Below are 25688 nucleotides of genomic sequence, written 5' to 3'. Positions count from 1 at the left end.
ATAACAATGGATTTTAAAACAGATTTCAAACCATTAACAGTAGACCCAGATAAAATTTACGATTACAGTTTCTCGATTATCGCGGAGGAAATGGGGGAGCATGACTTTTCAGAAGATGAATGGAAGGTTGTGCGCCGTATTATCCATGCATCTGCTGACTTTGAGCTAGGTCGTAGCGTTATTATTACACCAGGAGCACTTGAAGCAGGTGTTAAGTCTATTCTGGCAGGGCGTCATGTAATTGCGGATGTGCAAATGATTGAAAGTGGCTCTGGTAAAAAACGTTTCCAAAAACATGGTGGCGATTTACATTGCTATATTGCGGATGAGGATGTATCTGTAGAAGCGAAAAAGCAAAATACAACGCGTGCCATTATATCGATGCAAAAAGCCTCAAAATTGCATGAGGGCGGTATTTATGCCATTGGTAATGCCCCAACTGCATTACTAGAATTGATTCGTTTAATTAAGGAAGGCTTAGCAAAACCAGATTTAATTATTGGTATGCCTGTAGGTTTCGTGTCTGCGGCTGAATCGAAAGAAGAGCTGCTAAAACTTGAAGGTATTCCGTACATTACAAATGTTGGTCGGAAAGGCGGTAGTACAGTGACGGTTGCCGCATTAAATGCCATTTCACTTTTAGCGGATGAACAGGCGAAAAAATAATGGAGCGGAAGCCAAAAAAGGATCCTAAGGACATGCGTCACGGTTATACAACAGGAGCCTGTGCAACTGCAGTAACAAAGGCCGCTTTACTCGCCCTTATTACAAATGAAGAGCAAGAAACAAGCACGATTCATTTGCCAATAGGTAGGGATGCGACCTTTACCATTGAAAAATGCCTATTTGAAAACAATGCCGTCAGCTGTGAAACGATTAAAGATGCTGGTGATGACCCAGATGCCACACATCAGGCACTCATCGTCGGTACTGTGAGCTGGGCAGAGACACCTGGTATTCATTTAGATGGTGGGATTGGAGTCGGGCGTGTCACAAAGCCCGGCTTACCAGTGCCTGTTGGAGAGGCAGCCATTAACCCTGTCCCACGGAAAATGATTCACAGCACTGTTCAAGGAGTATTGGACGAATTTCAAATTACACGAGGGGTTAACGTAGTGATTTCCGTCCCTAAGGGTGAGGAGATTGCGAAAAAAACGTTAAATGGTCGTCTTGGTATACTTGGAGGCATCTCGATTTTAGGCACAAGGGGAACCGTCGTGCCTTTTTCAAGTTCTGCGTATATGGCTAGTATTGTACAGGCCATTAGCGTCGCTAAAGAGGCTGGCTGTGAGCATTTAGTAGTGACAACAGGTGGTCGCAGTGAAAAATTTGGGATGAAGCAATATCCCGATTTACCTGAAGAAGCTTTTGTTGAAATGGGTGATTTTGTTGGCTTTACTTTAAAGCATTGTAAGCGACTTGGTATTAAACAAGTGTCCCTTGTCGGGATGATGGGGAAATTTTCAAAGGTGGCACAAGGGGTAATGATGGTGCATTCCAAAAGTGCTCCGATTGATTTTAACTTTTTAGCACAACTTGCAGAAGATGTAGGGGCAGATGCAGACACAATAGCCGAAATACGAGAGGCCAACACAGCGTCGCAAGTAGGTGAAATTATGATGGAAAAGGGATATGAATCATTTTTCCATCGTTTGTGTGAGGCCTGCTGCTATTCCTCCATTCATCATATAAAGGGCGGTTTAACGCTTTCCACATCGATTTATTCGATGCAGGGACAATTATTAGGAAGGGCTGATGACATTGCATCGATCGATGAAATTAATTGGGATCGGGGATAACGGATTAGCAAGCTTATTCCCACAATACCGCCAGTGGATTGAAGACTGCGAGGTACTTGTAGGTGGTGAGCGCGTGCTTGATTTTTTCCCGCATTTTACAGGGGAAAAAATTATGATCAAAGGAGGTCTTTCAGCACTTGTTGAGAGATTGTCAGAGGAAACAAGAAATACGATTATTCTCGCATCAGGAGATCCATTGTTTTACGGCGTTGGGGGCTATTTAGCGAAAAAGCTAGATTTGGAGGTTTATCCATATATGAGCTCCGTACAGCTAGCCTTCGCGAAAATGGGAGAAAGCTGGCAGGATGCTTATGTTACAAGTATTCATGGACGACCTATGAAAGGCTTGGCACAGCGCATCGATGGGAAAAAGAAAATAGCTCTGTTAACAGATGCTGAAAATAGCCCAAATGCGCTCGCACGTTATTTAAAGCATTTTGGTATGACCGAATATCGTGCATTTGTAGCCGAAAATCTACAGGGTGAAGATGAAAAATGTGATTGGTATTCGCTAGATGAAATGGAGAATGCACATTTTTCCCCTTTAAACGTAGTTATTTTACAACAAACTGTTGAACCAAAACGCTACACACTCGGTATTGATGATGAAGAGTTTTCACAACGAAAACCAGATAAAGGACTCATTACTAAGAAAGAAATTCGTGTCTTAAGCTTACAGGCGATGCAACTTCAACAGGATAGTGTTATTTGGGATATTGGTACATGTACAGGATCTATGGCCATTGAAGCGGGGAAGCTTGCACCTGAGGGGGAAGTATACGCCGTTGAAAAAAATGCACCTGATTTAGAGAACTGTCTACACAATCAGCAAAAATTCCGTGTGGATATAACAGCAATTCATAGTAAAGCTCCAGAGGGACTCGATCATTTCCCAGACCCTGATGCCATTTTTATCGGTGGTACTGGTGGTGAAATGGTCGAATTACTACAATTGTGCTGTAATCGCTTAAAACCAAATGGTCGAATTGTTTTAAATGCTGCGACAATTGAAAATTTATATAAAGCAGTGGAAGCGTTTAAGGCTTGTGATTTTGCGGTTGATATTTTACAGGCACAGCTTGCGCGTAGCAAACCGATCTTAGATATGACACGCTTTGTGCCATTAAATCCAATATATATTATTTCGGCTTATCGAAAGGAAGAAAATCATGACTAATTTAGGTGTTTTATATGGCTTGGGCGTAGGTCCTGGCGATCCAGAATTAATTACAGTGAAGGCGTTTCGTGTGATTCAAGAGTCACCTGTTATTGCCTATCCAAAAAAACTTAGAGGCAGTAAGAGCTATGCCCATCGTATTGTAGATGTTTATATTAATCCAGAGGAAAAAGATATGCTTGGTCTTGTATTTCCTATGACGAAGGACGAAGCTGTCCTTGAGCGTGAATGGACAAAGTCAGTCGAGCTTGTATATGAAAAATTACAGGAGGGTAAGGATGTAGCCTTCGTTACAGAAGGTGATCCGTTATTATATAGTACGTTTATCCATATGATGAAGTTAATGCAGGACATGCATCCAGATGTAGAAATTCGTACGGTTCCGGGGATATCCTCATTTAATGGCTCCGCTTCTCGACTTGGTATTGCATTAGCTGATGGTGATGACCGTGTCGCGATCATTCCTGCCTATGATGATTATGAGGCAATGCGTGAAGCTATTGAAAGTCATGATGCTGTGGTCTTTATTAAAGTAGCAAAAGTAATTGATTTAATGCTACAGGTACTACGTGATTTAGATTTACTAGATAAAGCATCTGTTGTGACAAAGGTAACATCTGACGAAGAAGTAATTTGGGATGTACGCGAGTTGGATGGTGTCGATTTAGAATATTTAACATTAATGGTGGTGCGTAAATAATGAAGAAGATCTATATAGTAGGCGCGGGTCCCGGTGATCCAGATTTAATTACAGTTAAAGGCTTACATATGTTACAAACAGCAGATGTTGTTATGTATACAGATTCATTAGTGAGTGAAGATCTCATTGCGAAAGCTCGACCAGATGCGGAAATTATTCGTACCGCTGGTATGCATTTAGAGGAAATGGTCGCTGTGATGGCTGATCGGGTCCATGGTGGGAAAATAGTAGCTCGCATGCATACAGGTGATCCGGCCATGTATGGAGCGATTATGGAACAAGTAGCACTCTTAAAAAAGCAAGGCATTGGCTACGAAGTTATTCCAGGGGTTAGCTCTGTTTTTGCATCAGCAGCGGCAATTGGGGCTGAGCTAACGATTCCTGATTTAACACAAACTTTAATTTTAACTCGTGCTGAAGGGCGCACCCCTGTACCAGAATTTGAAAAATTACGTGATTTAGCAAGCCATCATTGTACAATTGCTCTATTCTTAAGTGCGACGCTCACAAAGAAAATTGTCAAAGAACTACAAAGTGCTGGCTGGGCTGATGACACACCCGTAGCGGTGATTCAACGTGCTTCTTGGCCAGATCAAAAAATTGTTCGTACGACATTAATCGAATTAGATGAAGCGATGCGCGTGAATGGCATTCGTAAGCATGCAATGATTCTAGCAGGCTGGGCGCTAGACCCTGATATTCATGATAAGGATCAATATCGCTCGAAATTATATGATGCAACCTTTACACACGGCTTTAGAAAAGGTGTGAAGACAAGTGATTGAGTTACAAGAGGGGATATTACCAGAAGTTGATCAGCGCCATGCATATGCGGTTGTAGCGATTACAAAGCATGGTGTTCAAATAGGACGTCGACTCCAACAAACGTTTGCAGCAAGTGATTTGTATTATATGAGTAAATTTGAACAGGGCGATGAGGAGGAAAAGCATATTCAACTGTTTACTGGAACAGTGCGTTTGCTTTTGCCGACTCTATTTAAACAATACAAAGGTTTGATTTTAATTATTTCTTTAGGTGCAGTTGTCCGAATGATCGCACCCATTTTAAAGGATAAAAAGACTGATCCGGGTGTTGTAGTTATTGATGATCGAGGCGAAAACGTAATAAGTGTCTTGTCAGGACATCTTGGCGGTGCCAATGAACTAACACATGAGGTAGCGGCAGCTCTTGGTGCCAACCCTATTATTACAACAGCCTCCGATGTGCAAAAGACTATTCCAGTCGATCTATTTGGTGCACGTTTTGGCTGGGTTTGGGATAGTGCCGATAAATTAACGCCTGTCAGTGCTTCTGTCGTCAATGAGGAACATGTGGCTATTGTACAGGAAACTGGTGAGCGAGATTGGTGGATGCGTGATACACCAATGCCAGAGCAAATTAAAATTTATCCATCTACACGGACGGCCATAGAGGCTAAACCTCATGCAACATTATTAATAACGGACCGTATAATCGAACGAGAAGAAGAGGTTTTGCTTGAAAATGGTGTCATTTATCGACCAAAATCAATTATCCTAGGCATGGGCTGTAATCGTGGTACATCTATTGAGGAGATTGAACAAGTCATTGATGAAACCTTGGCAGAGCTTAAGCTTTCGAAAAAAAGTGTGAAGGCACTTTGTACAATTGATCTGAAGAAAGATGAGCAATGCTTCCTGGATATTACAAAAAAATATGATTGGGAGTTCGTTACCTACTCACCGACAGAATTAAACGAAATTGAATTCCCATCACCTTCAGAAACAGTCTTTAAATATACAGGGGCATATGGTGTCAGTGAACCTGCAGCTATGCGTTATGCTCAAGTCAAATCACTCATCTTAGAAAAGAAAAAATCAGGTAATGCTACGATTTCAGTTGCTAGATACCTATTTTAAGGAGGAAGTCCATGCAAACAAATCGCTTTGTACTAGCTGGGACAGGCAGTGGTGTAGGTAAAACTACTTTTACTATTGGACTGATGAAGGCTCTACAAAATAAAGGGAAAGTCGTGCAGGGCTTTAAATGTGGACCTGATTATATCGATCCAACCTATCATACAGCCGTAACAGGTAGAGTATCACGCAATATTGATAGTTGGATGTTCTCGCATGAAGCAGTATGTGATATTGTAGCTCGCGCCAGTAGGGATGCAGACGTCTCTATTATCGAGGGTGTCATGGGCTTTTATGATGGTAAAAGTCCATTATCAGATGCTGGCTCTGCCGCTGATATTAGTGTAGTAACAGAAAGTCCAGTTATTTTAATCGTGAATTGTGCAAGTATGGCTAGAAGTGTTGCGGCAGTTGTCAAAGGATTTCAATTATTATCAGATAAACCAAATATCGTGGGTGTAATAGCAAATCAAGTTGGTAGTGTTGGCCATTATGAAATTGCCAAGGCTGCTATTGAACAAGAATGTGGGATTCCTGTAATCGGCTACTTAAAGCGCGAGGAAGGGATTGATATTCCAAGTCGTCATTTAGGATTAGTCCCTGCTATTGAAAGAGGAGAGCTTCATTCATTTTTTGACAAGCTAGGAGACCTAATGGCTGAGACGATTGACATAGAGCAATTACTCCGCATAACAAAGGCACCTGTACTTCAGGAAACAGGCAAATTATTTACAGAGGAGCCTACACAAAATATTTGTCTCGCTGTAGCAAAAGATGCGGCATTTAATTTTTATTATGAAGAAAATTTGGCGTTATTACGGGCGAAAGGTGCGACATTACAATTTTTCTCACCACTCGACAATGAGCCAGTACCAGCAGAGGCGGATGGGTTATATATAGGGGGTGGCTTTCCTGAAGAATTTGCGCAGACACTTGCGGCAAATACGATTGCCAAACAATCTATACGGGAAGCCATCAACAAAGGTCTACCGACATTGGCTGAATGTGGGGGCTTTATGTATTTAACAGAAGCTATTACAGATAGCCATGGGGAGCGTTATGGCATGATAGGTGTAATCCCAGGGGAAGTAGCGATGCAAAAAAAACTAGCAGCGCTTGGCTATCGTGAAATTTTTGGTACGGCAGGTAATTTCTTAATCGGTTCAGAGGAACAGGCGAAGGGACATGAATTCCACTATTCAAAATACAGTGGCTCCCATCACACACCGGCCTACGAAACGATTGGACGCTTTGGCAAAAAGCAAGAAGGCTATCAAGTAGGGAATTTGGTGGCTGGTTATACGCATTTTCATTTTGTATCAAACCCAAAGCTAGTTGACAATTGGTTAACAGCTTGCAAGAAGGTGAAGAATAATGACTAATTATTTTCCTATTCATATGAATCTAGAATATAAAACGGTTGTAATCGTAGGGGGTGGTCACGTAGCTACACAAAAGGTGGCATCCCTTTTACCAGTGAAGGCGAATGTCGTCATTGTTAGTCCGGCCTTACATGAAGATTTACAGCCACTAGCCGAATTGGGGCAAATTACCTGGAAACGAAAAGAGTTTGAACCACGTGATTTGGATGATGCAATCCTTATTATTGCTGCCACAAATGTGACGGCAGTTAACGAAGCCGTGCAAGAGGCGGCACAGCATTGGCAATTAATGAATCGAACAGATAGACAAAGTGAAAGTGATTTTATTACCCCCGCGACAGTTCGTCGTGGTCCTTTCGTGTTAACTGTCTCGACATCAGGAGCAAGTCCCGGGCTAGCTCGTAAAATTAAAGCAGAGTTAGAGGATCAATTTGATGATGCCTATGAGGATTACGTATGCTTTTTGCAGCAAGCTCGTTTAATGGTTGCTGCCAAGTTTGATAAAGGCCCACAAAGACGTGCGGCGTTACAGGCGTTGCTAGAGCCAAACATCCTTGAATGGACACGTCAAGGTGAGATGGATAGACGTGAAGCTTATTTACAACAACTATTGATGGGAGAAAAGCAATGAAGGATGGAATAGTTTATATCGTTGGCGCAGGACCTGGAGATCCAAAGCTCATTACGGTCTATGGTCTGGAATGTATCCAAAAGGCTGATATTATTGCGTATGACCGTCTTGTGAATCCAGCATTGCTAGACTTCGCAAAAAAGGAAGCGGAGCTCGTTTATTGTGGGAAATTACCAGGAAAGCACCACCTCATTCAGGATGAAATTAATGCATTACTTGTGGAGAAGGCGCAGCAAGGAAAAATTGTCACACGTCTTAAAGGTGGCGATCCCTTTGTCTTTGGCCGTGGTGCAGAAGAGGCTGAAATCTTAAAAAATCATGGCATTGCCTATGAAATTGTGCCAGGTATAACAGCAGGGATTGCGGCTCCTGCTTATGCGGGGATTCCTGTGACACATAGAGACTTTGCCACTAGCTTTGCCCTCGTCACGGGGCATGGCCGAGAAGAAAAAGGACAGGATTTTTTGAATTGGCCAGCATTAGCTACTGGAATTGATACTGTCGCTTTTTATATGAGCGTTGGCAATATTGCCTACATAGCTCGAAAACTTATCGACAATGGACGTAAAGCCACAACACCTGTAGCGGTTATTGAATGGGGAACGACTGCTCAACAACGAACTATAACAGGAAAACTAGATGAAATTGCGCACATTATTGAACGGGAAGGATATCATAATCCTTCCATGATTGTAGTTGGTGATGTCGTCAATGTACGTGAAAAAATTCAATGGTTTGAAGAGCAGGGACTTGCTTTCTCATAATCATCACATTGGGAGAGCAGAAGGAGGAAGCAATATGACAATTATCGAAGCACTAAAAAAGCGTCGAGCTATTCGAAATTACACAACGCAGCTAGTAGAAAAAGAGAAAATTGAGCAAATTTTACAAGCAGCTACATTTGCCCCTAATGACAGAATGAGAGAGCCTTGGCATTTCTACGTCATTCAAGGTGAAGCAATGGAGCGTTATGAGGCAATGGCGAGTGCTTATTTACAGGAACGCTTCCCAACAAAGCCGAATTTAGTGGAAAGCTCATTAAAGGTTGTACAAACAACCCCTGTCGCAATAGTTGTGACAGCAGATGTTGTGGAGGGTGATACCGATGCGACAGAGGACAATGTTTTTGCTGTTTGCAGTGCCATTATGTCCATGTGGCTAACAGCCGAGGAGCTAGGTCTTGGCTTTGTTTGGCGTACACGTGGTGTTGGGCTTGTTCATGATCCGCGCATGCATTCGTTTATCGGTGCAAGTGAAGCACAGAAAGTGGTAGGGACGATTTTTATCGGTTACCCAGAAGAACAAGAGCTTAACGACAAGAAGCGTACACCATTTGAAGAAAAAACAACTTGGCTGTAAGGAGGCTAACAGCATGGCAAGAAAAGGCTTGTTTTTAGTATATACAGGTGAAGGAAAGGGCAAGACGACAGCATCTCTAGGTGTTACTTTACGTGCGGTTGGTCGTGGGTTAAATGTGCGCTATATGCAATTTATTAAATCACCTGAGCGTACGTACGGAGAGCAAATTGCCTTGCGTAAGCTAGGAGTGGAAATGGAACAAATGGGCATTGGCTTCACTTGGACCAAAACACCTGAGGAGCATCGTGCAGCCTTAGCAAAGGCATGGAAAAAAACGAAGGCTGCTCTACAGGATGACAGTATTGATTTATTAGTGCTAGATGAGCTAAACAATGCATTAGCTATAAGTAAGTTTCCAATTGATGATGTTCTTCCACTGGCAGAAGTTATCGAAGCAATTCAGCAACGTCCATCGACTATGCATTTAGTGGTGACAGGCAGAAGTGCCAATCCTGCGTTGCTAGCAATGGCTGATTTAGTTTCTACAATTGACGCTACTAAGCATTATTATGATGAAGGTATTCCAGCTGTGAAGGGGCTTGAATTTTAAAGCACCTTCACCTTCAGGGTGGATGAATTACTCTGAGTTAGGTGAGCAACGCATGTTGGATAAGTGTGATTACTACCAGAGCGAAGGCAAATAATCGTGTCTCGTGGAACAGAAATATGACAGCGTGACACCAATAATGACGGAGGAAAAATGATTATGCCAGCAAAATCGATCATGATTCAAGGAACAGCTTCCGATGTTGGAAAAAGTATGATTTGTACGGCGTTGTGTCGTATATTTTCGGATGATGGCTTTAAAGTTGTCCCCTTTAAATCGCAAAATATGGCGCTTAATTCATTTGTAACAAAAGACGGTGGGGAAATTGGTCGTGCACAAGGAGTACAGGCTGAAGCTGCTCGTGTTGTTGCGACAACTGATATGAACCCTATTTTGCTCAAGCCAAAGCAAGATATGATGTCTGAGGTCATCGTCCATGGAAAGCATTTTTTAAATATGGATGCCAAAACATATCGCAATAATTTTGTCCAGGAAGCGATGCCCATTGTCGAAAAATCAGTTCGTACGCTTCAAAATACATATGATGTCATTGTCTTAGAGGGAGCAGGAAGCCCAGCAGAGATTAACTTAAAGGATCGTGATATTGCAAATATGCGAATGGCACATTTAGCAGATGCAGCGGTTGTCCTTGTTGCCGATATTGATCGAGGTGGGGTTTTTGCCTCGATTGTTGGTACTCTGGCATTGCTAGATGATGCGGAGCGGGCACGAGTGAAAGGGCTAATTATTAATAAATTTAGAGGTATGCGTGAGTTATTGGATGATGGTTTGGCATGGGTGGAGCAAGAAACAGGCATTCCAGTGCTAGGTGTTGTCCCTTATTTAGAGGTCAATATTGAAGCGGAAGATTCACTCGCTTTATCATCATTACGCTTTAAAAAGCCAAAACCAGGGGAATTTGCTGTGGATGTGGCGATGATTCGTTTACCACGTATTTCAAACTTCACAGATGTCGATCCATTTTTTGATGAGCCTGAAGTGGGGGTTCGATTAATTGGAAAAGTACATGAACTCGGTACGCCAGATTTGCTCATACTTCCAGGAACGAAAAGCACAATGGATGATTTAGCCTGGTTAAAGGCAAATGGCTTCGATCAAGCTATTGCCCGATTAAGGGAGCATGGCACTAAAATAATTGGAATTTGTGGTGGTTTTCAAATGCTTGGTGAGACGCTATTAGATCCAGATGCAGTGGAGGGCAATGGTGAATCTGCTTATGGTCTTGGTTTATTGCCAATGGAAACTATTTTTGTAGGCAATAAAAAAACGGTACAAATGACTGGCACAAGAGGACAGGATCTATTGACGGGTTATGAAATTCATCTAGGACGAACAAAAATTTTACGTGATGAGGTTACACCTTTTTTACAGCTTGAGGATGGTCGAGAGGATGGCGCTATTAGTCAAGATGAACAGGTGATTGGCACGTATTTCCATGGTTTATTCCATAATCGTACGTATACCCGTCAGCTTATCAATGACATCCGTGTAAAAAAAGGATTAGCTGCCTTACCTCGTGAGGTAAAAAGTGATGCTGAACGAAGAGAAGATGCTTACAATATGTTAGCTAGTCACGTACGAGCAAATCTTGATATGAAAAAAATATATGAATTATTATCAATAGAGGTATCTGTATGACGAGAAAAGGACCATTAGCCATTAATTTCGAAGCATTATGGCAAGAAGGTATGAAAGACTGGCATGGGCATATGCCTGAGCGAATGTTGAATGATCAGCTAGAAGAGCAATTTTGGGCTCAATCTGTTGCTCGAAAAAATATGGGGCAAACGGATCCGTATGCTACACGCATTTTTCAGGAGCTTCAAAAAAGTATTGAACCCCAACATTCTGTATTAGAAATTGGACCTGGTTGGGGAAATTACACCTTTCCTTTAGCAGATAGAGTAAACAAGCTCACATGTGTGGATAGCTCCCAAAGTATGTTGCAGTACTTACAGCAGTGTATGCCTCATCAGGAGCACGTTTCCTATGTCCATGCAAAATGGGAGCGTTTAGAAAAAGATGAGATTGAGCCACATGATATCGTTTTAGGCGTCAATTGTTTTTACCGTATGTATGAAATTAAAGCTGCTTTAGCACATATGAATCGACTCGCGACGAAACGGGCCATTATAGGGATGACGACTGGGCCCATTCAGCCACACTATGAACGATTATATGAAAAGTACGGCTATACGATCAAATTCCCCCGAAGAGATTATATAGAGTTTTTAAATCTACTATACGAAATGGATATTTACGCTGATTGTCAAATCATTCCTTTGGAACGCGTCTATGCTTATGAAAGCTATGAACAGCTAGTGACGACTCAAAGTAAAAAAATATTAAATACAGATATCCAACAAGAACACATTGAGGAATCGCTGCAACCTTTTATTGAAGAAAAAGATGGACGCTATTATTATCGTCATGATTTTCATGCAGCCCTTGTTTCTTGGCAACCAAAATAAACGACAAAACCTTTGGAGAAAGCTTTTACCAAAGGTTTTTCTTATGAGGCCCAATAAGGTACAATAAAATGATAAAACATGAAGTGAGGTGGCATTTGTGCAACTACATTTTTTAGGAACAGGCGCAGGCATGCCTTCCAAAGAACGAAATACGAGTGCCCTGATGGTAAAGCTATTAGACGAAATAAGCGAAATGTGGCTTTTTGATTGTGGAGAGGCGACTCAACATCAAATTTTACACACGTCGTTAAAGCCGCGGAAGGTGTCAAAAATTTTTATTACGCATCTGCATGGTGATCATATTTTCGGATTGCCTGGCTTTTTAAGCTCCCGTTCGTTTCAAGGTGGAGATGAACCATTAACGATCTTCGGTCCAGCAGGCTTACAGCAATGGATTGAACAAACTTTTTCTTTATCAAAGACTCATTTAACATATCCTTTGCACTTTGTAGAAGTTCAAGAAGGGATTGTATATGAGGATGATTGTTTTACGGTATATGCGAAGGAATTGCGCCATGTTGTTCCATGCTACGGATATCGTATTGAACAAAAGGATTTACCTGGAGAATTATTAATCGAGAAAGCCAAGGACTTAGGTGTTCCCAAGGGACCTCTTTTAGGACAATTGAAAAGAGGGCATGATGTCGTGCTTGATAACGGCGATGTCATACAAGCGAAAGATGTTGTTGCACCAGCCAAAAAAGGCTTTACACTGACCATTTTAGGCGACACAAAATATTGTGAGGAAGCTGTTCAGCTATCAATGGGTGCTGACATCATTGTCCATGAAGCTACGTTTGACGGCACAACTACGGATTTAGCAGCCAATTATGGTCATGCAACCAATGTGGAGGCAGCCAAGGTGGCACAGCAAGCAGGGGCCCAATATTTACTACTAAATCATTTAAGTGCTCGCTTTCTTCCACAAGATTTACCGCCATTTTTGGCAGAGGCTCAGGAAACTTTCCCGCAAACGTTTCTAACTTCCGATCAAGCGATTTATAGTTGGCAAAACAATACATTGCTTTAATATTGGAAAACATCTATTAATTGGAATGACAGCTAATAGATGTTTTTTATTTTTTATGCTATACATTTATAGTATCTAAAAGGAAAAATATAGTACGATAAATCACTTATTTCCCGTATAATTGAAAAAAGGGGTGTGGTTAAAATGAATCAGCAAAAGATGCCGCCAGCACTATTAAGACTAATCGTTATCTTCCCAAATGTGCTGAGCTATTTATTACTATTCGGTCTCATCATGTTTGTCATAACAAATTATGAAACTTTGAAAGCAACAAATAATCTAACTGTCTGGATTATTTTTATTGTCGTCTTGGCACCAGCTGCTACATATACGACTTTTAGTATTGTGAGAAAGATTAGGGCTGGACATATGTAAGAACATATACGTGTTACTTGTAGAAAATTAGTTCTACAGGTAACGCGTTTTTTTGACAAGGAGAAGAAAGTCGTCTGTATTGTTGTTAGTATCATAGGAGTTTGTCTTGTCTTTCTTATTAGAAAACAAGAACGCTTCATAGCACTAGCTTTCAGTGACGCATAAAAATAGCTTTTCCAGGGAAACTAAGAGAGGAAAGCTTTTATAAAAAAGAGAGGTGCTTTTTGTGAATCCAATAAATTGTGATTTTTCACCAATGAAAGAAACATTAAAAGATGAGCTTCTCCAAGTGAGTATGTCATTACAGCAAAGTGTTCAACAGATGGATACAGATACAAATTGTCTCCTTGGCAATTTCGAAAAAATTAAAGAAAAATTTGTGGCAATAGAAATGAAAGCAGCCACGTTTTATTTAAATTGTTATCTTTCCCCGTTTACTGAAAAGTATCCAGAACTATCGCATAGTGTACAAAATATGTCGCTGAGAAGACATGGTGGTTTAATTGTGATCCAGCGGGAAGACGCTTTGGAGAATCTAGTCCAGCCTGGTATTCATATAGGTGCGGACTTAACTCATTCATTAGTAGAATCTATTTTTTTCCCGGGCAATCCTCTTCACGATGGGGCTGTATTAGTCAATCATAATCAAATTGAATCGGCTGCCAATGTATTACCATTGTCCGAGCGCTATACAGGTGAAAAGAAATTAGGCACAAGACATCGTGCAGCATTGGGATTGAGTGAGGTTAGTGATGCACTTGTTATGGTCGTATCAGAAGAGACAGGGAGAATATCTTTTGCTTTTAAAGGCAATTTATATCCTATTACCACACACGGCATTATATAGGGATATTCCCTATTTATTTAATATCTCAAATTCGAGATATTTTCCTTGCTACTTTATCACTTGCGTGGTAAAGTGATAACAGAAGGGAGGATAAAGTCGTGAAAAATCATACATTAGGTACTTTAACCTGGATTCGCATGATGCGCTTTACAGCCCAAAGTAATCAATTATCCAATGAATTTTTAAAACGTTTTGATTTAACAACTGCACAATTTGATGTGCTGATCCAAATAAAAACCTATGCACCTATTACACAATGTCAACTAGCAGAGAAAGTAACGGTCACACAAGGTGGAATGTCTCGCATGCTAGCAAGATTGGAAAAAGAGGGACTGATTGAGCGTAAGCAAAATTGGAAGACGAAGGCGATTTCGTTGACGGCAAAAGGGGAGCAAATGATTGATGCAGCAACACCTAGTCAGCTTCACTTCCAATCCTCATTTTTTGAAGATGTATTAACAGATGAAGAAATGAAAACTTTATATAAAGTCATGACAAAGCTGGAAAAGCATAGTCAGGAAAAAAAATTGCCACAAGCGTAATTTTTTTTACGCTATCACTTGCTTAGTCAAGTGATTTCGAGGAGGAGCAGCCAAATGAACAAATTAAGTGGGCACCATCATATTTCCATGCTAACGAAAAATGGAAGACAAAATAATCATTTTTACACAAAAATTTTAGGGTTACGACGTGTGAAGAAAACTGTAAATCAAGACTCCCCATCTATGTATCATTTGTTTTATGGGGACTTAACAGGTTCAGCGGGAACAGAATTAACATTTTTTGAGATGCCTGTTGCTGGCCGCACAGTGCGAGGAACTAATGCGATAACACGTATTGGTCTACTTGTACCAAGCTATGAGAGTTTACATTATTGGAAAGGTCGCTTTCAAGAGCTTGAGGTTGAACATAGTGACATCACCACATATGCAGGGAAAGATGCCTTGTTTTTTGAAGATCATGAAGGGTTGAGAATGGTGTTATTAAATCATCATGGTCAGGAAACGCCAACTCAATGGCAACCATGGGAAGGCAATGAAATCCCTGAAGAGCATCGCATTTTAGGAATGGGTACAGTTGAAATTACGGTGCGTTATTTACAACGGACTGTGAATTTACTACAAGATTTATTTCACTATACCGTTGTTGCAGAAAATGACCAAGGGACAGTCCTGCAATCGATAGAGGGAGAAGTACTTGGAGAGATTCTTGTTAAAGAATTAGAAGGACCAAGCGAAAAGCCAGGTAAAGGTAGTATTCACCATCTTGCTATACGTGTAGCAACGGTGGAGGAGCTTCAAGAATGGGATACAAAAATTAAAGAACTAGGGTTGACTAGTACAGGTGTCGTCGATCGTTATTATTTCCAAAGTCTTTATTTTAGAGATCGTAACGGAATTCTATTTGAAATGGCGACAGATGGCCCAGGGTTTACGGTGGATTCTACAGTAGATGAACTAGGAAAAGAGCTAGATCTTCCGCCATTTTTAGAGGAAAAACGAGCAGAAATTGAAGCGATTTTAGAGCCGCTTGAATAAGGAGAGATAATTCATAATGGAAAAATATCGTATTGATCAATCACAAGGACTTGAATTTGGGCTGTATTCTTTAGGAGACCATATTCCCAACCCACTAACAGGAGAACGAATTTCTGCGCAGCAACGACTACAAGAACTAGTTGAAGCTAGCCAATTAGCAGAGCAAGCGGGTATTGATGTATTTGGAGTAGGCGAAAGTCATCAATCGTATTTTACAACGCAGGCACATACAGTCGTGTTGGGCGCCATAGCACAAGCAACATCAAAAATTAAGCTGTCAAGCTCTGCTACTGTACTGAGTGTCTCCGATCCTGTACGTGTATATGAGGATTTTGCAACTATTGATTTATTATCCGATGGTCGCGCAGAAATTGTGGCAGGTCGCGGTTCTCGAGTAGGTGCCTACCATTTACTCGGTGTAGATTTACATGACTATGAAGAACTTTTTGAAGAGAAATTAGAGCTACTCATGAAAATCAATGCAGAGGAGCTTGTAACATGGGAAGGACAGTTCCGTGCTCCACTTCATCACGCTCAAATTTTACCACAGCCCAAAAATGGCTCCTTACCAATTTGGCGTGCTGTTGGAGGTCCACCTGCAAGTGCCATCAAGGCAGGATATATGGGAATTCCCATGATGCTAACGACTCTTGGTGGGCCGGCTACAAACTTTAAGCCATCAGTTGATGCATATCGAGAAGCGGCAGAGCGACAAGGCTTTGATCCAAATGAATTGCCGGTTGCCACAACAAGCCTGTTTTATGTAGCCGATACAACAAAAGAGGCATTGCAAGGGATGTATCCACATTTAAATGGTGGTTTCCAAGCGATTCGTGGGGGAGGCTATCCAAAGCAGCAATTTGCACAAGCAACAGATACACGGGATGCGTTAATGGTCGGAAGCAAGGAGCAAATTATTGAGAAATTACTTTATCAATATGAGCTTTATGGTATGCAACGATTTATGGCTCAAATTGATTTTGGAGGCGTGCCATTCGATAAAATTATGAAAAATATTGAAATGATCGGTAATGATATTATTCCTGCAATGAAAAAATATACAGCAAAATAAGGAGCGAACAGTCATGAAAATTGTCGCACTTGCCGGTTCTATTATCGGCTCAAAAACAAGAACAGCTATGCATAAATTTGTCGAAATGGTCCAAAAAAAATACCCGGAGCATGAAGTGACACTTCTGGATCTCGCTGACTATCAACTAATTTTTAGTGATGGACGTAATTATTTTGACTATGAGGGCGATACAAAATATGTGACAGAAACCATCATGGCTGCGGATGCTATTGTTATTGGTACGCCAACATTTCAGGCATCCATTCCAGCAACATTGAAAAATATCTTTGACTTATTACCAGTCAATGCCTTTCGCGACAAAGTGGTCAGTGTTGTTGTCACAGCAGGTACGTCGAAGCACTACTTAATGGTGGAGCAGCAATTAAAGCCAATTCTTGCTTACATGAAGGCCCATATTGTGCCAACCTATGTATTTATAGAAGAAAAAGACTTTTTACGCAAAGAAATTGTCAATGATGATGTTCTTTTCCGTCTAGAACGGTTAGCAGAGGATACTGTAATGGTAACAGACGCATTTGCAGAAATTCGTGCGAAAAAAGATGCTGAATACGATTTTTAAAGATTAATAGAAACGCTGTGTAGCAATAGGGCACAGCGTTTCTTTTTATTGTACATGCTAGCAGTTGGCCCATTTAAACCAGCGTGCATGCCCATCTGGTCGTTCCATTGTACGAATCGGCTCGATGGTGCCAAGATGCATAAAATCTTGATGTAGCTGTTTGTCAAATAGATTATTATAGCAATGATAAAGAGGTCGCACCATGCTTATCTCCTTTAACTGCTCCATTAATTCATGCCGTAATGGTAATGGCAGTTGATTGGCGACATGTGTATGATAAACGACTAACATTGCCTCTTGCTCAATTGTTTGACTAAGCTCTTTGATCAATTGGATTGCATCACCTTTTATTAACTGAATATCTAATTGACCAAAGATAGGGAGAGCTTCATTCAACAACAATCGACGTTCATGGTGTTCAGGCCAGATTAAAGCTTGCAGCCATAGACTTTCTTCCTTTTGCCGGAGATCAATAGGATTTAAATCGATGCCAATTCTTTGACAAACAACAGGTGGCTTAGACACAGTCACAGGAAGTGTTTCCCCACGGTTTTCTGAGGATATGGTGCATCCATTGTCCGTATTGTAAATGGATAATTGATGATTGTAACAATAATTGTAGTGATCCATACCAAGCTGAAGTCCAGCACTTGCTCCTATTTCTATGAAGGCTAATGGTCGTTGATGCTTGTGATAAATGTCAGTCATCATAGGATAGAGATAGGCACAACGTCGAATTTCATTGGTTTGGACAAGTTTTTCTTGAAACAATGACTTTAATTGTGCTTTATGCGCCATTACAAATGCCTTAAAGACAGGGTAAACCCCTTGAATGGGAATTGGAGTTGCCGTAAAAGACGCGTAATACTTAGCTAAAGGATCTTTCAAGGAACCCAATAAATATTGCACAGCCGCCAACAATAAATTGGGTGCGGGTTGATTGGGTGGAATCATGGAGGCAATCTCTAATAGCTCCTCATCCACAGCAATACTATTAGCTAAATGTTCATACAGGGGGCTAGAGTCTACACATTCCTGTTCGGCAAATATTCGAAATTGACGACTTAATGTAGCATAAGACATGTATATCTCTCCTTTTGCATCATCTATTTAATAGTCAGTCTATTATTATTGTATAATTTAGTAAATTAAATATATGTAATGAACTTAATCAAAAATAGTAATCAAGGAGGAGAAAACATGGAGTATAAATGGTTACAGTCCTTTATTGTAGCTGCTCAAACTTGTAATTTTCGAACAGCGGCACAACAACTTCATCTTTCACAGCCAAGTATCACCGTTCACATTCAACAGTTAGAAGAATTTTTGCATGTTCAATTGTTTAAGCGTGAAAGAAACCGTGTCCAATTAACTGAAGCCGGGAAGCTATTTCAAATAGAGGCACAGCAAATGGTCCTCCAGTGGGAGCAAAGTATTGAACGTATTCGTTTAGTGAGTAAAGGCATTCACGAAAAGGTTATTATCGCTATGACCCCTTTAATGGTGGAAACCATTTTACCGCATGTTTTGTATCAATTTATCAATGATCACCCTGCATTGGAAATTTCGATTTTAGTGGAGGATTCAGCTAAAATTGAAGATTTAGTTCATCAGCATCAAGCCCATATAGGTATCTCCTTATTACCGACCCGCTATCGACATTGGCATCAAGAGCTGCTTATTGAAAGCCCGTTAGAATTAGTGATTCCATTAGATGCTTATGATGATGAAACAGGGGCTTACATCGATTATGAAGAGCTATTTCAAACATATACATTATTTACGCATCATCACCCAACTATTTGGAATGAGCTTTTACATAATTTAAGAGAAAACTATATTTTAACGAGGCAAGTATCAATTTCCCAATCCTATGTCGTAAAAAGACTAATCAAAGACGGGTTAGGGATGTCTTTTCTACCTCGTATGATCGTAAGAAAAGAACGTATGGAGGGACGTTTTAATATTGTACCGTTTGAAGGCTTTTCATTGCCAAATGTACCCGTATACTTGTTCTATAAAGAGTCGACAAATGTTCCAAATGACTTACTAGAGTTGTTACTAACTAGAAATTATTTATAATTCACACGATGTTCAAAAATGAGGGGAATCTGAGTGAAATGTTTGTAAGGGTTTTCATAGACAGTGTCCCATTATGGTATGATAGATGATAGTTTGTAAGGGGGAATAAACATGGTATTTTCTCTTTTTAAAAAGAAGAAAGATTCACAACCATTAAAAAATAGAGTTGAGTTTTGCATCACGAATTTATCGTTAGGTGCGGCAGAAGCATATGATGTCTTACTAGAACGTGAAGATATTGAGATGGAGGAATCGGGTTGTACATCGCATTGTGAAATCTGTGAGCAAGGTATTTTTGCTATTGTGAACGGAGAAATCGTCACTGCGGATGATGCGGAGGCATTAGTACAGGCTATTGATGAAGAAATCAAACAAAATCCACTGTTCTAATTAAAAAACAGCTTGTGAACGCACAAGCTGTTTTGTTATGGAAAGAGGATTACCAACCACGAACATATTGTACGGGTGGTTGCAGTTCTTCGCTTAATTCTTTAGCTGCATGGAGGGGCCAGTACGGCTCACGGAGTAAAACACGAGCTAAGAAAATTAAATCTGCACGATTATTTTGCAAAATTTCTTCGGCTTGAATGGCTGTTGTAATAAGGCCCACTGCACCAGTAGGGATATCAGCCCCATGTTTGATGGCTTCAGCATGAGAAACTTGGTAACCTGGAAAAACATTGATAGCAGCAGGGACAACGCCACCTGTTGATACATCTACTAGGTCTACTCCTTGTGACTTCATCCAGCGGCTAAAGACGATGAAATCTTCCATTGTAGTGCCATCCTCTGCGTAATCTTCTGCAGAAACACGTACCAATAATGGCCCATCCCAAACACTGCGAATAGCATCGATGATTTGGCGCAATATACGATAGCGATTTTCCTGTGAGCCACCATATTGATCTTCACGTTTGTTCGTAGCAGGCGATAAAAACTCACTGATTAAATAGCCATGTGCTCCATGAATTTCTAGTACGTCAAAGCCTGCCTTTGCCGCACGAATAGCCGCTTGTTTAAACGCTTCAATCACATGATGAATGTCCTCTTCAGACATGGCTGTTGGTGTTTGATAGTCTGAACTAAAGGCAATTGCTGATGGGGCAAAAATTTCGCCATCTATTGCTGCTTTACGTCCAGCATGACCAAGCTGGATGCCTGTTTTAGCCCCATATGCTTTCATGCCCTCTACTAATTGACGTAAGCCTTCAATATGCGCGTCATCCCAAATGCCTAAATCCTTGTTGGAGATACGACCTTCTGGTACAACACCCGTAGCTTCTAAAATGATTAATCCTACTTGCCCAGCTGCCCGTGTCGCATAATGGACTTGATGGAAAGGTGTGACCATACCATCATCCTCGGCTGAATACATACACATTGGTGCCATGACAACACGGTTTTTTAAGGAAATCGATTGTAATTGATAAGGTTCGAATAATTTACTCAAAATAAAGCCCCCTAATTCCTAGTGATAAACTTTATTTTGCACCTAATGTTATCCATTTGCAAGTGAACGAGATCGTGCTTCTGCTTCTTTAATACAAGCTTCAATCGCCTCATTAAATTGATATTGCTCTAGCGCTTGAATCCCCGCCTCAGTTGTCCCGCCAGGGCTTGTTACTTTTTTGCGTAGGACATCCGGCTCATCTACGGATTGCTTGAGCATTTCAGCAGTACCAGCAAGTGTTTGTGTCATCAACAATCGTACTGTATCTTTGGATAGACCTACCTCTGTTCCTACACGCTCGAACGCTTCCATTAAATAATAAATATAAGCAGGACCACTACCTGAAAGGGCTGTGACTGCATGTAATTGATCCTCTTCTACTTCAATAACGGAGCCAACAGCCTCTAATAACTGGAGAAAAAGAATACGCTGTGCAGTAGATACTTCGTTATTAAATGCAATGCCGCTTGCGGACATACCGATAGTGGCAGACGTGTTAGGCATCACTCGTGCGACTGGACGGCTCCCTAAAAGTTCAGTAATCGTCCCTATCCCAATACCTGCTAGAATGGACAGAATCGCAGACTGTGCTGTGATTTTTGGTTTTAACTCACGCATTGCTGCAATTGCGTCTTTTGGCTTCATCGCCAAAATGATTAGATCTGCCTGACGAAAAATGGCCTGATCAAACATGCAGTGAATGCCATATGTTTCTTGTAAAAAATGTAGACGTTCTTTGTCAGAGCGATTGGTGACGTAAATTTCCTGTGGTGAAAATACCTTTTGCTTTATCCACCCTTGAATCAATGCCTCTGCCATTGACCCCGCACCGATAAATAAAATTTTTTTCATGAATAAAACCTCCAGTTCAAAATAAAAAAGCGCTCTCGTCCTTATTTAGAAGGACGAAAACGCTTTTGTTTCCGCGGTACCACCTTTGTTTGCCAATGTTGGCACAACTCTTAGCCCTTTTATCGCAAGGGATACGGTTATGTTTGCATAACTGCTCAGAAATAGGTTCGGTAATGGGAGTGGGTGATGTTACTCTCAGCAAATGTAACACTCTCTAACACCTTCACCAATTACGTACTCGGCTTCTTCAACGCACATTAATAATTAGATTATTCAAAATTATAGTGATGGATAAGCAACCTGTCAACAGGAAGATGACGAAAACAGAAAAAACTTGTAAAATAGAATGAATCAGTATTCACTAGCGAGTAAAAAGGGGGAGACAACTTTGTCTATATACAAAATCGAAATACCAACACCCTATGAAGTAGGAGATGTCAATGCATTTATTGTGAAAGGTGATGCACTTAGCATTTTTGATGTTGGACCAAAAACGGTAGAAGCCTATGATGCTCTGAAATGGGGGATTCGCGCCGCAGGCTACGATATGCGAGATATTGAACAAGTTGTGCTCACCCATCATCACCCTGATCATGCGGGATGGGTCGATGCATTTCCACATGCTGAAATTTTAGGTCATGCCTATAATGATAAGTGGCTTCGTCATGACGAGGAGTTTTTACGTTATCACGAGCAATTTTACAGTGAACGTTTATTTGAACATGGGGTACCACAAGAGTATATTGCTAAAAGTGTACATGTTCGTCGCGAATTAGAGTTTGTAGGTGAACGTCCATTGACACAAATTTTGACGGATGGAGATGAAGTACCTGGGCATCCAGGATTAAAGGCAATTGAAACATTAGGGCATGCACAAAGCCATTTTATTTTTTGGGATGAACAAACACATCATGTGATTGGCGGAGATTTATTACTTGAAAAAATAACGCCGAACCCTTTAATTGAGCCACCATTAGATCATTCATTGGGACGCACAAAATCATTATTACAATATAATGAATCGCTAGAAATTTTACGCCAATTGCCTGTCAAAATGATGTATACAGGACATGGGGCTGAACTACAAGACATTCCGATCTTAATTGATAAACGACTAGAAAGACAGCATCAGCAATCTATGAAAGTTTGTGAATTACTAGGGGAAGATCAATTAACGGTTGTGCAAGTGACGAAACGATTGTATCCAGCTATCTTCCAGCATATGCTTGGTTTAACACTGTCCAAAACGTTGGGGCATTTAGATTATTTAGAGGCAAATAATTATATTACTTCAACGAAGACAGAAGAAGGCATCTATTTATTTAAAAGAAAGTAGGACTATATATGAATAGTAAGACGATCTTTGTGACAGGGGCAACAAGTGGTGTAGGCTTAAAAATAACGGAGTTACTAGTAGCGCAAGGTCATACCGTTTATGCCACAGGCCGCAATGCTGTAGCTTTAAAAGTTTTAGAACGTTTGGGAGCCAAAGTCATTCAAGCTGATTTAACCCATTTACATACACTCGACGCTGTTTGTGCCCAGCTTCCACCCATTGATGTCGCCATCCTATCAGCTGGTGTTGGAAAATTTGCTGAGGCTCCAAAGTTAATGGATGAGGATATTGCACAAATGATTGAAGTGAATATTAGTGTACCTATTTACCTTGCGAAACGGTTAGCTTCCAAGATGATGGAGCAAAATCAAGGGCATTTGATTTTTATTGGGTCTCAGGCTGGCAAGGTCGCCACTCCGAAAGCAAGTGTTTATGCAGCAACCAAACATGCGATTGTAGGATTTACAAATGGACTACGGATGGAGCTTGCGCCATATCATGTAAAAGTAACGGCTATTCACCCGGGTCCGGTTGATACACCATTTTTAGACAAGGCCAATGATCAAAGTGGCTATCGCGAATCTTTAGGTAGATTTTTATTATCAGCTGATGAAGTGGCACAGGCGACAATTAAAACAATTGAGCGCCCAGTTCGAGAGGTCAACCTCCCCAAAATCATGGGGCTATCAAGTAAACTGTATGCACTGGCACCTGCAACCATTGAGTTGTTAGGGAAATCATTTTTCCATAAAAAATAATGAACATCTAACTGTAAGCATGTACTTTTCATGTCTACAGTTTTTTCATACTGGCTAAGAAAAGGGGGGTATTATGTATACAATTGGACAAGTGGCAAAATTTTTAGGCATTTCTAGAGATACGATCAAATATTATGAGGAAAAGGAATTGGTTAAGCCTCAACAAAATAGTGAGAATGGCTATAGAACATACAATCAATTGGATATATATAATTTAACAACCGTCAATTTTTATCGAGAATTGGATTTTGAAATTAAACGAATACAAGAAGTAAGAAAAGGCATGAGTATTGAGGGAATCCAACTCCTATTAGAGGAGAAAGAACAACAGGTGTTAGAGGAGATAGCCTATAAAAACCTACTGTTAAAAAAACTCCAAAATGCACAAGAGGATTGCCAAAAAATTCAACAATACTTAGGTACCTTTACGATAAAAGAAATGAAACCACTAGCCATGTTAGGCGTAATAGACCATTATACAGCTTATGAAGAATATGACGCACTTAAAGAAAATACAGACAGTTTAAAAAAAGCGGTTATCCTGACATCGTTAAGAAGAGTAATACAGTTTAATGAACAAGGCATGCAGGAAGATAAATTTATGATTGTGCGAAAGCTAGAAGAAAACGAGAAAGCGTTACAAGAGCAAGTTTTATATCATCCTACCTGTTTATATACTGTCATTGAAGATGGAAGATGGTCGACGGGTGGCAAAAATACAGACGACCAAGTGGAAGCAACAATTCGAAGAGTAGCCAAAGAAAATGGCTATGAACTTTTAGGTCTCGTTTATATTAACTTATTACTAGCTACTTTCGAGGGAGGACTAGAACGAATATTTTTAGAAATATATGTTCCCATAAAATAGAGTGATAGATGGAAATATGTATTGACCTGTGAGCAACCCCCAGGTTTAAGCTGAAAGTATTCAGAACGAAACGGGGGATTTATTATATGAACAAAAAAAAGAAGCTAAAAAGACCAGTAGCGAGTTTCATTATCCTGACTAATATCATCTTTTTGCCACTTTTTTGCCTTGTAGGAGCCGTTAAAATGTTAGGCTTTCCAACATGGGTATTCGATATAGTACGCTGTCTATCTGCATGGTCATCGACTTTTGCCTTTGCCATACTATTTTCAAAAATTTATCCAGGGCAGCATTTTTTACATTTCGTGAAACAAAAATTTAAAAATCAACTTCGATTTTCTGTCATTCTTTCTGTTCTGCTTATTCAAGCCACCATCTTTATGATCATCTTACTTGTTGTTATGAAGAATACTAAAGCTGATGCTATTTTGACTATTTCCTCCTGGGGAATGCTTAGTTATTATTTCTTTAAAAATCTATTATCAGGACCTATAGGAGAAGAATTAGGGTGGAGAGGCTTTGCGTTGCTTGAGCTCCAAAAGAAATATGGGTCATTACAATCTGCAATCATCATAGGATTTTGGTGGGGAATTTGGCATTTACCTATTTGGTTCACAACAGGTTTTACAGGGCTGGAGCTACTAAAATACATCATATTCTTTATGCTTTCCATCATTTCTACGACCATTATTATGACAGCCTTCTATACAATTAATCAAAATTTAATCATTCCTATAATGATCCATCAATTCTTCAATTTTTTTATAGGCATTATAAACGAGAATTTAATTATTTTAATGATGTATAACGCTATCCTGTATTCAATAGTAGCCTTTCTACTTATACTGATGAATCCAAAGAAGGTTTGGTCTAATAAACCTAGCCAATGACATCATAAAGTCAATGTGGTGATTTCC

The 25688-nt window shown here is 40.3% G+C and carries 29 protein-coding genes; 26 read left to right on the top strand and 3 right to left on the bottom strand.

What is annotated here, in order from left to right; all coding sequences use genetic code 11:
- Positions 1 to 6: 6 nt before the first annotated feature.
- From MKY80_RS14045 to MKY80_RS13950, 20 genes are all read left to right on the top strand, one after another.
- A complete protein-coding gene (locus MKY80_RS14045; protein WP_008178269.1) occupies positions 7 to 666 on the top strand; it encodes a precorrin-8X methylmutase in 660 nt (219 codons plus the stop codon).
- Positions 666 to 1799 carry a cobalt-precorrin-5B (C(1))-methyltransferase gene (locus MKY80_RS14040; protein WP_008178270.1) on the top strand — a complete coding sequence of 378 codons (1134 nt, stop codon included), beginning with the start codon at positions 666 to 668 and terminating at the stop codon, positions 1797 to 1799. The genes MKY80_RS14045 and MKY80_RS14040 overlap by 1 nt, the downstream gene beginning before the upstream one ends.
- The gene (gene cbiE / locus MKY80_RS14035) at positions 1774 to 2976 is read left to right on the top strand and encodes a precorrin-6y C5,15-methyltransferase (decarboxylating) subunit CbiE (RefSeq protein WP_253734826.1); all 1203 of its coding nucleotides are present in this window, start codon (positions 1774 to 1776) and stop codon (positions 2974 to 2976) included. The genes MKY80_RS14040 and cbiE overlap by 26 nt, the downstream gene beginning before the upstream one ends.
- On the top strand, positions 2969 to 3676 hold the full coding sequence (cobI, locus tag MKY80_RS14030) for a precorrin-2 C(20)-methyltransferase (protein ID WP_008178274.1): 708 nt from the start codon (positions 2969 to 2971) through the stop codon (positions 3674 to 3676). The genes cbiE and cobI overlap by 8 nt, the downstream gene beginning before the upstream one ends.
- Positions 3676 to 4461 carry a precorrin-4 C(11)-methyltransferase gene (gene cobM, locus MKY80_RS14025; protein WP_090002593.1) on the top strand — a complete coding sequence of 262 codons (786 nt, stop codon included), beginning with the start codon at positions 3676 to 3678 and terminating at the stop codon, positions 4459 to 4461. Before cobI ends, cobM begins: the two co-directional genes overlap by 1 nt.
- On the top strand, positions 4454 to 5575 hold the full coding sequence (locus tag MKY80_RS14020; protein ID WP_008178277.1) for a cobalamin biosynthesis protein: 1122 nt from the start codon (positions 4454 to 4456) through the stop codon (positions 5573 to 5575). Before cobM ends, MKY80_RS14020 begins: the two co-directional genes overlap by 8 nt.
- 11 nt (positions 5576 to 5586) lie before the next feature.
- Positions 5587 to 6954: a cobyrinate a,c-diamide synthase gene (locus MKY80_RS14015; protein WP_239355180.1), complete on the top strand. Its 1368-nt coding sequence runs from the start codon at positions 5587 to 5589 to the stop codon at positions 6952 to 6954.
- Positions 6947 to 7585 (top strand): NAD(P)-dependent oxidoreductase, encoded by a 639-nt coding sequence (locus MKY80_RS14010; protein WP_107922523.1) that lies wholly within the window; start codon positions 6947 to 6949, stop codon positions 7583 to 7585. The genes MKY80_RS14015 and MKY80_RS14010 overlap by 8 nt, the downstream gene beginning before the upstream one ends.
- Positions 7582 to 8349 carry a uroporphyrinogen-III C-methyltransferase gene (gene cobA / locus MKY80_RS14005; protein ID WP_107922522.1) on the top strand — a complete coding sequence of 256 codons (768 nt, stop codon included), beginning with the start codon at positions 7582 to 7584 and terminating at the stop codon, positions 8347 to 8349. Before MKY80_RS14010 ends, cobA begins: the two co-directional genes overlap by 4 nt.
- Before the next feature lie 34 nt (positions 8350 to 8383).
- Positions 8384 to 8944, top strand: coding sequence for a nitroreductase (locus tag MKY80_RS14000; protein ID WP_043990457.1), 561 nt, complete (start codon positions 8384 to 8386; stop codon positions 8942 to 8944).
- Positions 8945 to 8957: 13 nt separating this feature from the next.
- Complete coding sequence (locus MKY80_RS13995; RefSeq protein WP_043990458.1) at positions 8958 to 9494, top strand: cob(I)yrinic acid a,c-diamide adenosyltransferase; 537 nt, start codon at positions 8958 to 8960, stop codon at positions 9492 to 9494.
- A 156-nt stretch (positions 9495 to 9650) separates the two neighbouring features.
- Positions 9651 to 11150, top strand: coding sequence for a cobyric acid synthase (locus MKY80_RS13990; RefSeq protein WP_107922521.1), 1500 nt, complete (start codon positions 9651 to 9653; stop codon positions 11148 to 11150).
- Positions 11147 to 11983: a class I SAM-dependent methyltransferase gene (locus MKY80_RS13985; protein ID WP_008178289.1), complete on the top strand. Its 837-nt coding sequence runs from the start codon at positions 11147 to 11149 to the stop codon at positions 11981 to 11983. Before MKY80_RS13990 ends, MKY80_RS13985 begins: the two co-directional genes overlap by 4 nt.
- Positions 11984 to 12080: 97 nt before the next feature.
- Complete coding sequence (rnz, locus tag MKY80_RS13980) at positions 12081 to 13013, top strand: ribonuclease Z (RefSeq protein ID WP_089986308.1); 933 nt, start codon at positions 12081 to 12083, stop codon at positions 13011 to 13013.
- Positions 13014 to 13157: 144 nt separating this feature from the next.
- A complete protein-coding gene (locus tag MKY80_RS13975; RefSeq protein ID WP_008178293.1) occupies positions 13158 to 13388 on the top strand; it encodes a hypothetical protein in 231 nt (76 codons plus the stop codon).
- Positions 13389 to 13614: 226 nt separating this feature from the next.
- On the top strand, positions 13615 to 14235 hold the full coding sequence (gene cdaS / locus MKY80_RS13970; RefSeq protein WP_089986309.1) for a sporulation-specific diadenylate cyclase CdaS: 621 nt from the start codon (positions 13615 to 13617) through the stop codon (positions 14233 to 14235).
- Between the two features lie 98 nt (positions 14236 to 14333).
- Positions 14334 to 14777, top strand: a complete 444-nt coding sequence (locus MKY80_RS13965; RefSeq protein WP_008178298.1) for a MarR family transcriptional regulator — start codon at positions 14334 to 14336, stop codon at positions 14775 to 14777.
- A gap of 54 nt (positions 14778 to 14831) precedes the next feature.
- A complete protein-coding gene (locus tag MKY80_RS13960; RefSeq protein ID WP_089986311.1) occupies positions 14832 to 15773 on the top strand; it encodes a ring-cleaving dioxygenase in 942 nt (313 codons plus the stop codon).
- A gap of 16 nt (positions 15774 to 15789) precedes the next feature.
- The gene (locus tag MKY80_RS13955) at positions 15790 to 16845 is read left to right on the top strand and encodes an LLM class flavin-dependent oxidoreductase (protein ID WP_008178301.1); all 1056 of its coding nucleotides are present in this window, start codon (positions 15790 to 15792) and stop codon (positions 16843 to 16845) included.
- Positions 16846 to 16858: 13 nt separating this feature from the next.
- Positions 16859 to 17425 carry an NADPH-dependent FMN reductase gene (locus MKY80_RS13950; RefSeq protein WP_008178303.1) on the top strand — a complete coding sequence of 189 codons (567 nt, stop codon included), beginning with the start codon at positions 16859 to 16861 and terminating at the stop codon, positions 17423 to 17425.
- Positions 17426 to 17482: 57 nt separating this feature from the next.
- Here MKY80_RS13950 and MKY80_RS13945 read toward each other — a convergent pair whose 3' ends face one another.
- Positions 17483 to 18508, bottom strand: a complete 1026-nt coding sequence (locus tag MKY80_RS13945) for a DUF2332 domain-containing protein (RefSeq protein WP_089986313.1) — start codon at positions 18506 to 18508, stop codon at positions 17483 to 17485.
- A gap of 117 nt (positions 18509 to 18625) precedes the next feature.
- Between MKY80_RS13945 and MKY80_RS13940 the strand changes: the two genes are divergently transcribed.
- Positions 18626 to 19507, top strand: a complete 882-nt coding sequence (locus MKY80_RS13940; RefSeq protein WP_170844131.1) for a LysR family transcriptional regulator — start codon at positions 18626 to 18628, stop codon at positions 19505 to 19507.
- A 111-nt stretch (positions 19508 to 19618) separates the two neighbouring features.
- Positions 19619 to 19897, top strand: coding sequence for a DUF1450 domain-containing protein (locus MKY80_RS13935; protein WP_342529828.1), 279 nt, complete (start codon positions 19619 to 19621; stop codon positions 19895 to 19897).
- 49 nt (positions 19898 to 19946) lie between these two features.
- Here the strand turns inward: MKY80_RS13935 and namA are convergent, their stop codons facing one another.
- Positions 19947 to 20957, bottom strand: a complete 1011-nt coding sequence (gene namA, locus MKY80_RS13930; RefSeq protein ID WP_008178311.1) for an NADPH dehydrogenase NamA — start codon at positions 20955 to 20957, stop codon at positions 19947 to 19949.
- A 48-nt stretch (positions 20958 to 21005) separates the two neighbouring features.
- Positions 21006 to 21809 (bottom strand): pyrroline-5-carboxylate reductase, encoded by an 804-nt coding sequence (gene proC / locus MKY80_RS13925; protein ID WP_008178312.1) that lies wholly within the window; start codon positions 21807 to 21809, stop codon positions 21006 to 21008.
- A 346-nt stretch (positions 21810 to 22155) separates the two neighbouring features.
- Here proC and MKY80_RS13920 point away from each other — a divergent pair, with 346 nt between their 5' ends.
- The 4 genes from MKY80_RS13920 to MKY80_RS13905 all read left to right on the top strand — a co-directional run bounded on the left by MKY80_RS13920 (position 22156) and on the right by MKY80_RS13905 (position 25661).
- Positions 22156 to 23145 (top strand): MBL fold metallo-hydrolase, encoded by a 990-nt coding sequence (locus MKY80_RS13920; RefSeq protein WP_239355178.1) that lies wholly within the window; start codon positions 22156 to 22158, stop codon positions 23143 to 23145.
- Between the two features lie 8 nt (positions 23146 to 23153).
- Positions 23154 to 23903, top strand: coding sequence for an SDR family NAD(P)-dependent oxidoreductase (locus MKY80_RS13915; RefSeq protein WP_107922516.1), 750 nt, complete (start codon positions 23154 to 23156; stop codon positions 23901 to 23903).
- Between the two features lie 73 nt (positions 23904 to 23976).
- On the top strand, positions 23977 to 24771 hold the full coding sequence (locus tag MKY80_RS13910) for a MerR family transcriptional regulator (RefSeq protein ID WP_107922515.1): 795 nt from the start codon (positions 23977 to 23979) through the stop codon (positions 24769 to 24771).
- 86 nt (positions 24772 to 24857) lie between these two features.
- Positions 24858 to 25661, top strand: a complete 804-nt coding sequence (locus MKY80_RS13905; protein ID WP_090002600.1) for a CPBP family intramembrane glutamic endopeptidase — start codon at positions 24858 to 24860, stop codon at positions 25659 to 25661.
- Positions 25662 to 25688 lie beyond the last annotated feature (27 nt).

The sequence above is a fragment of the Lysinibacillus sp. FSL R5-0849 genome, assembly GCF_038595075.1.
Lineage (GTDB): Bacteria > Bacillota > Bacilli > Bacillales_A > Planococcaceae > Lysinibacillus > Lysinibacillus fusiformis.
This window is presented reverse-complemented; position numbering and strand designations above follow the sequence as displayed.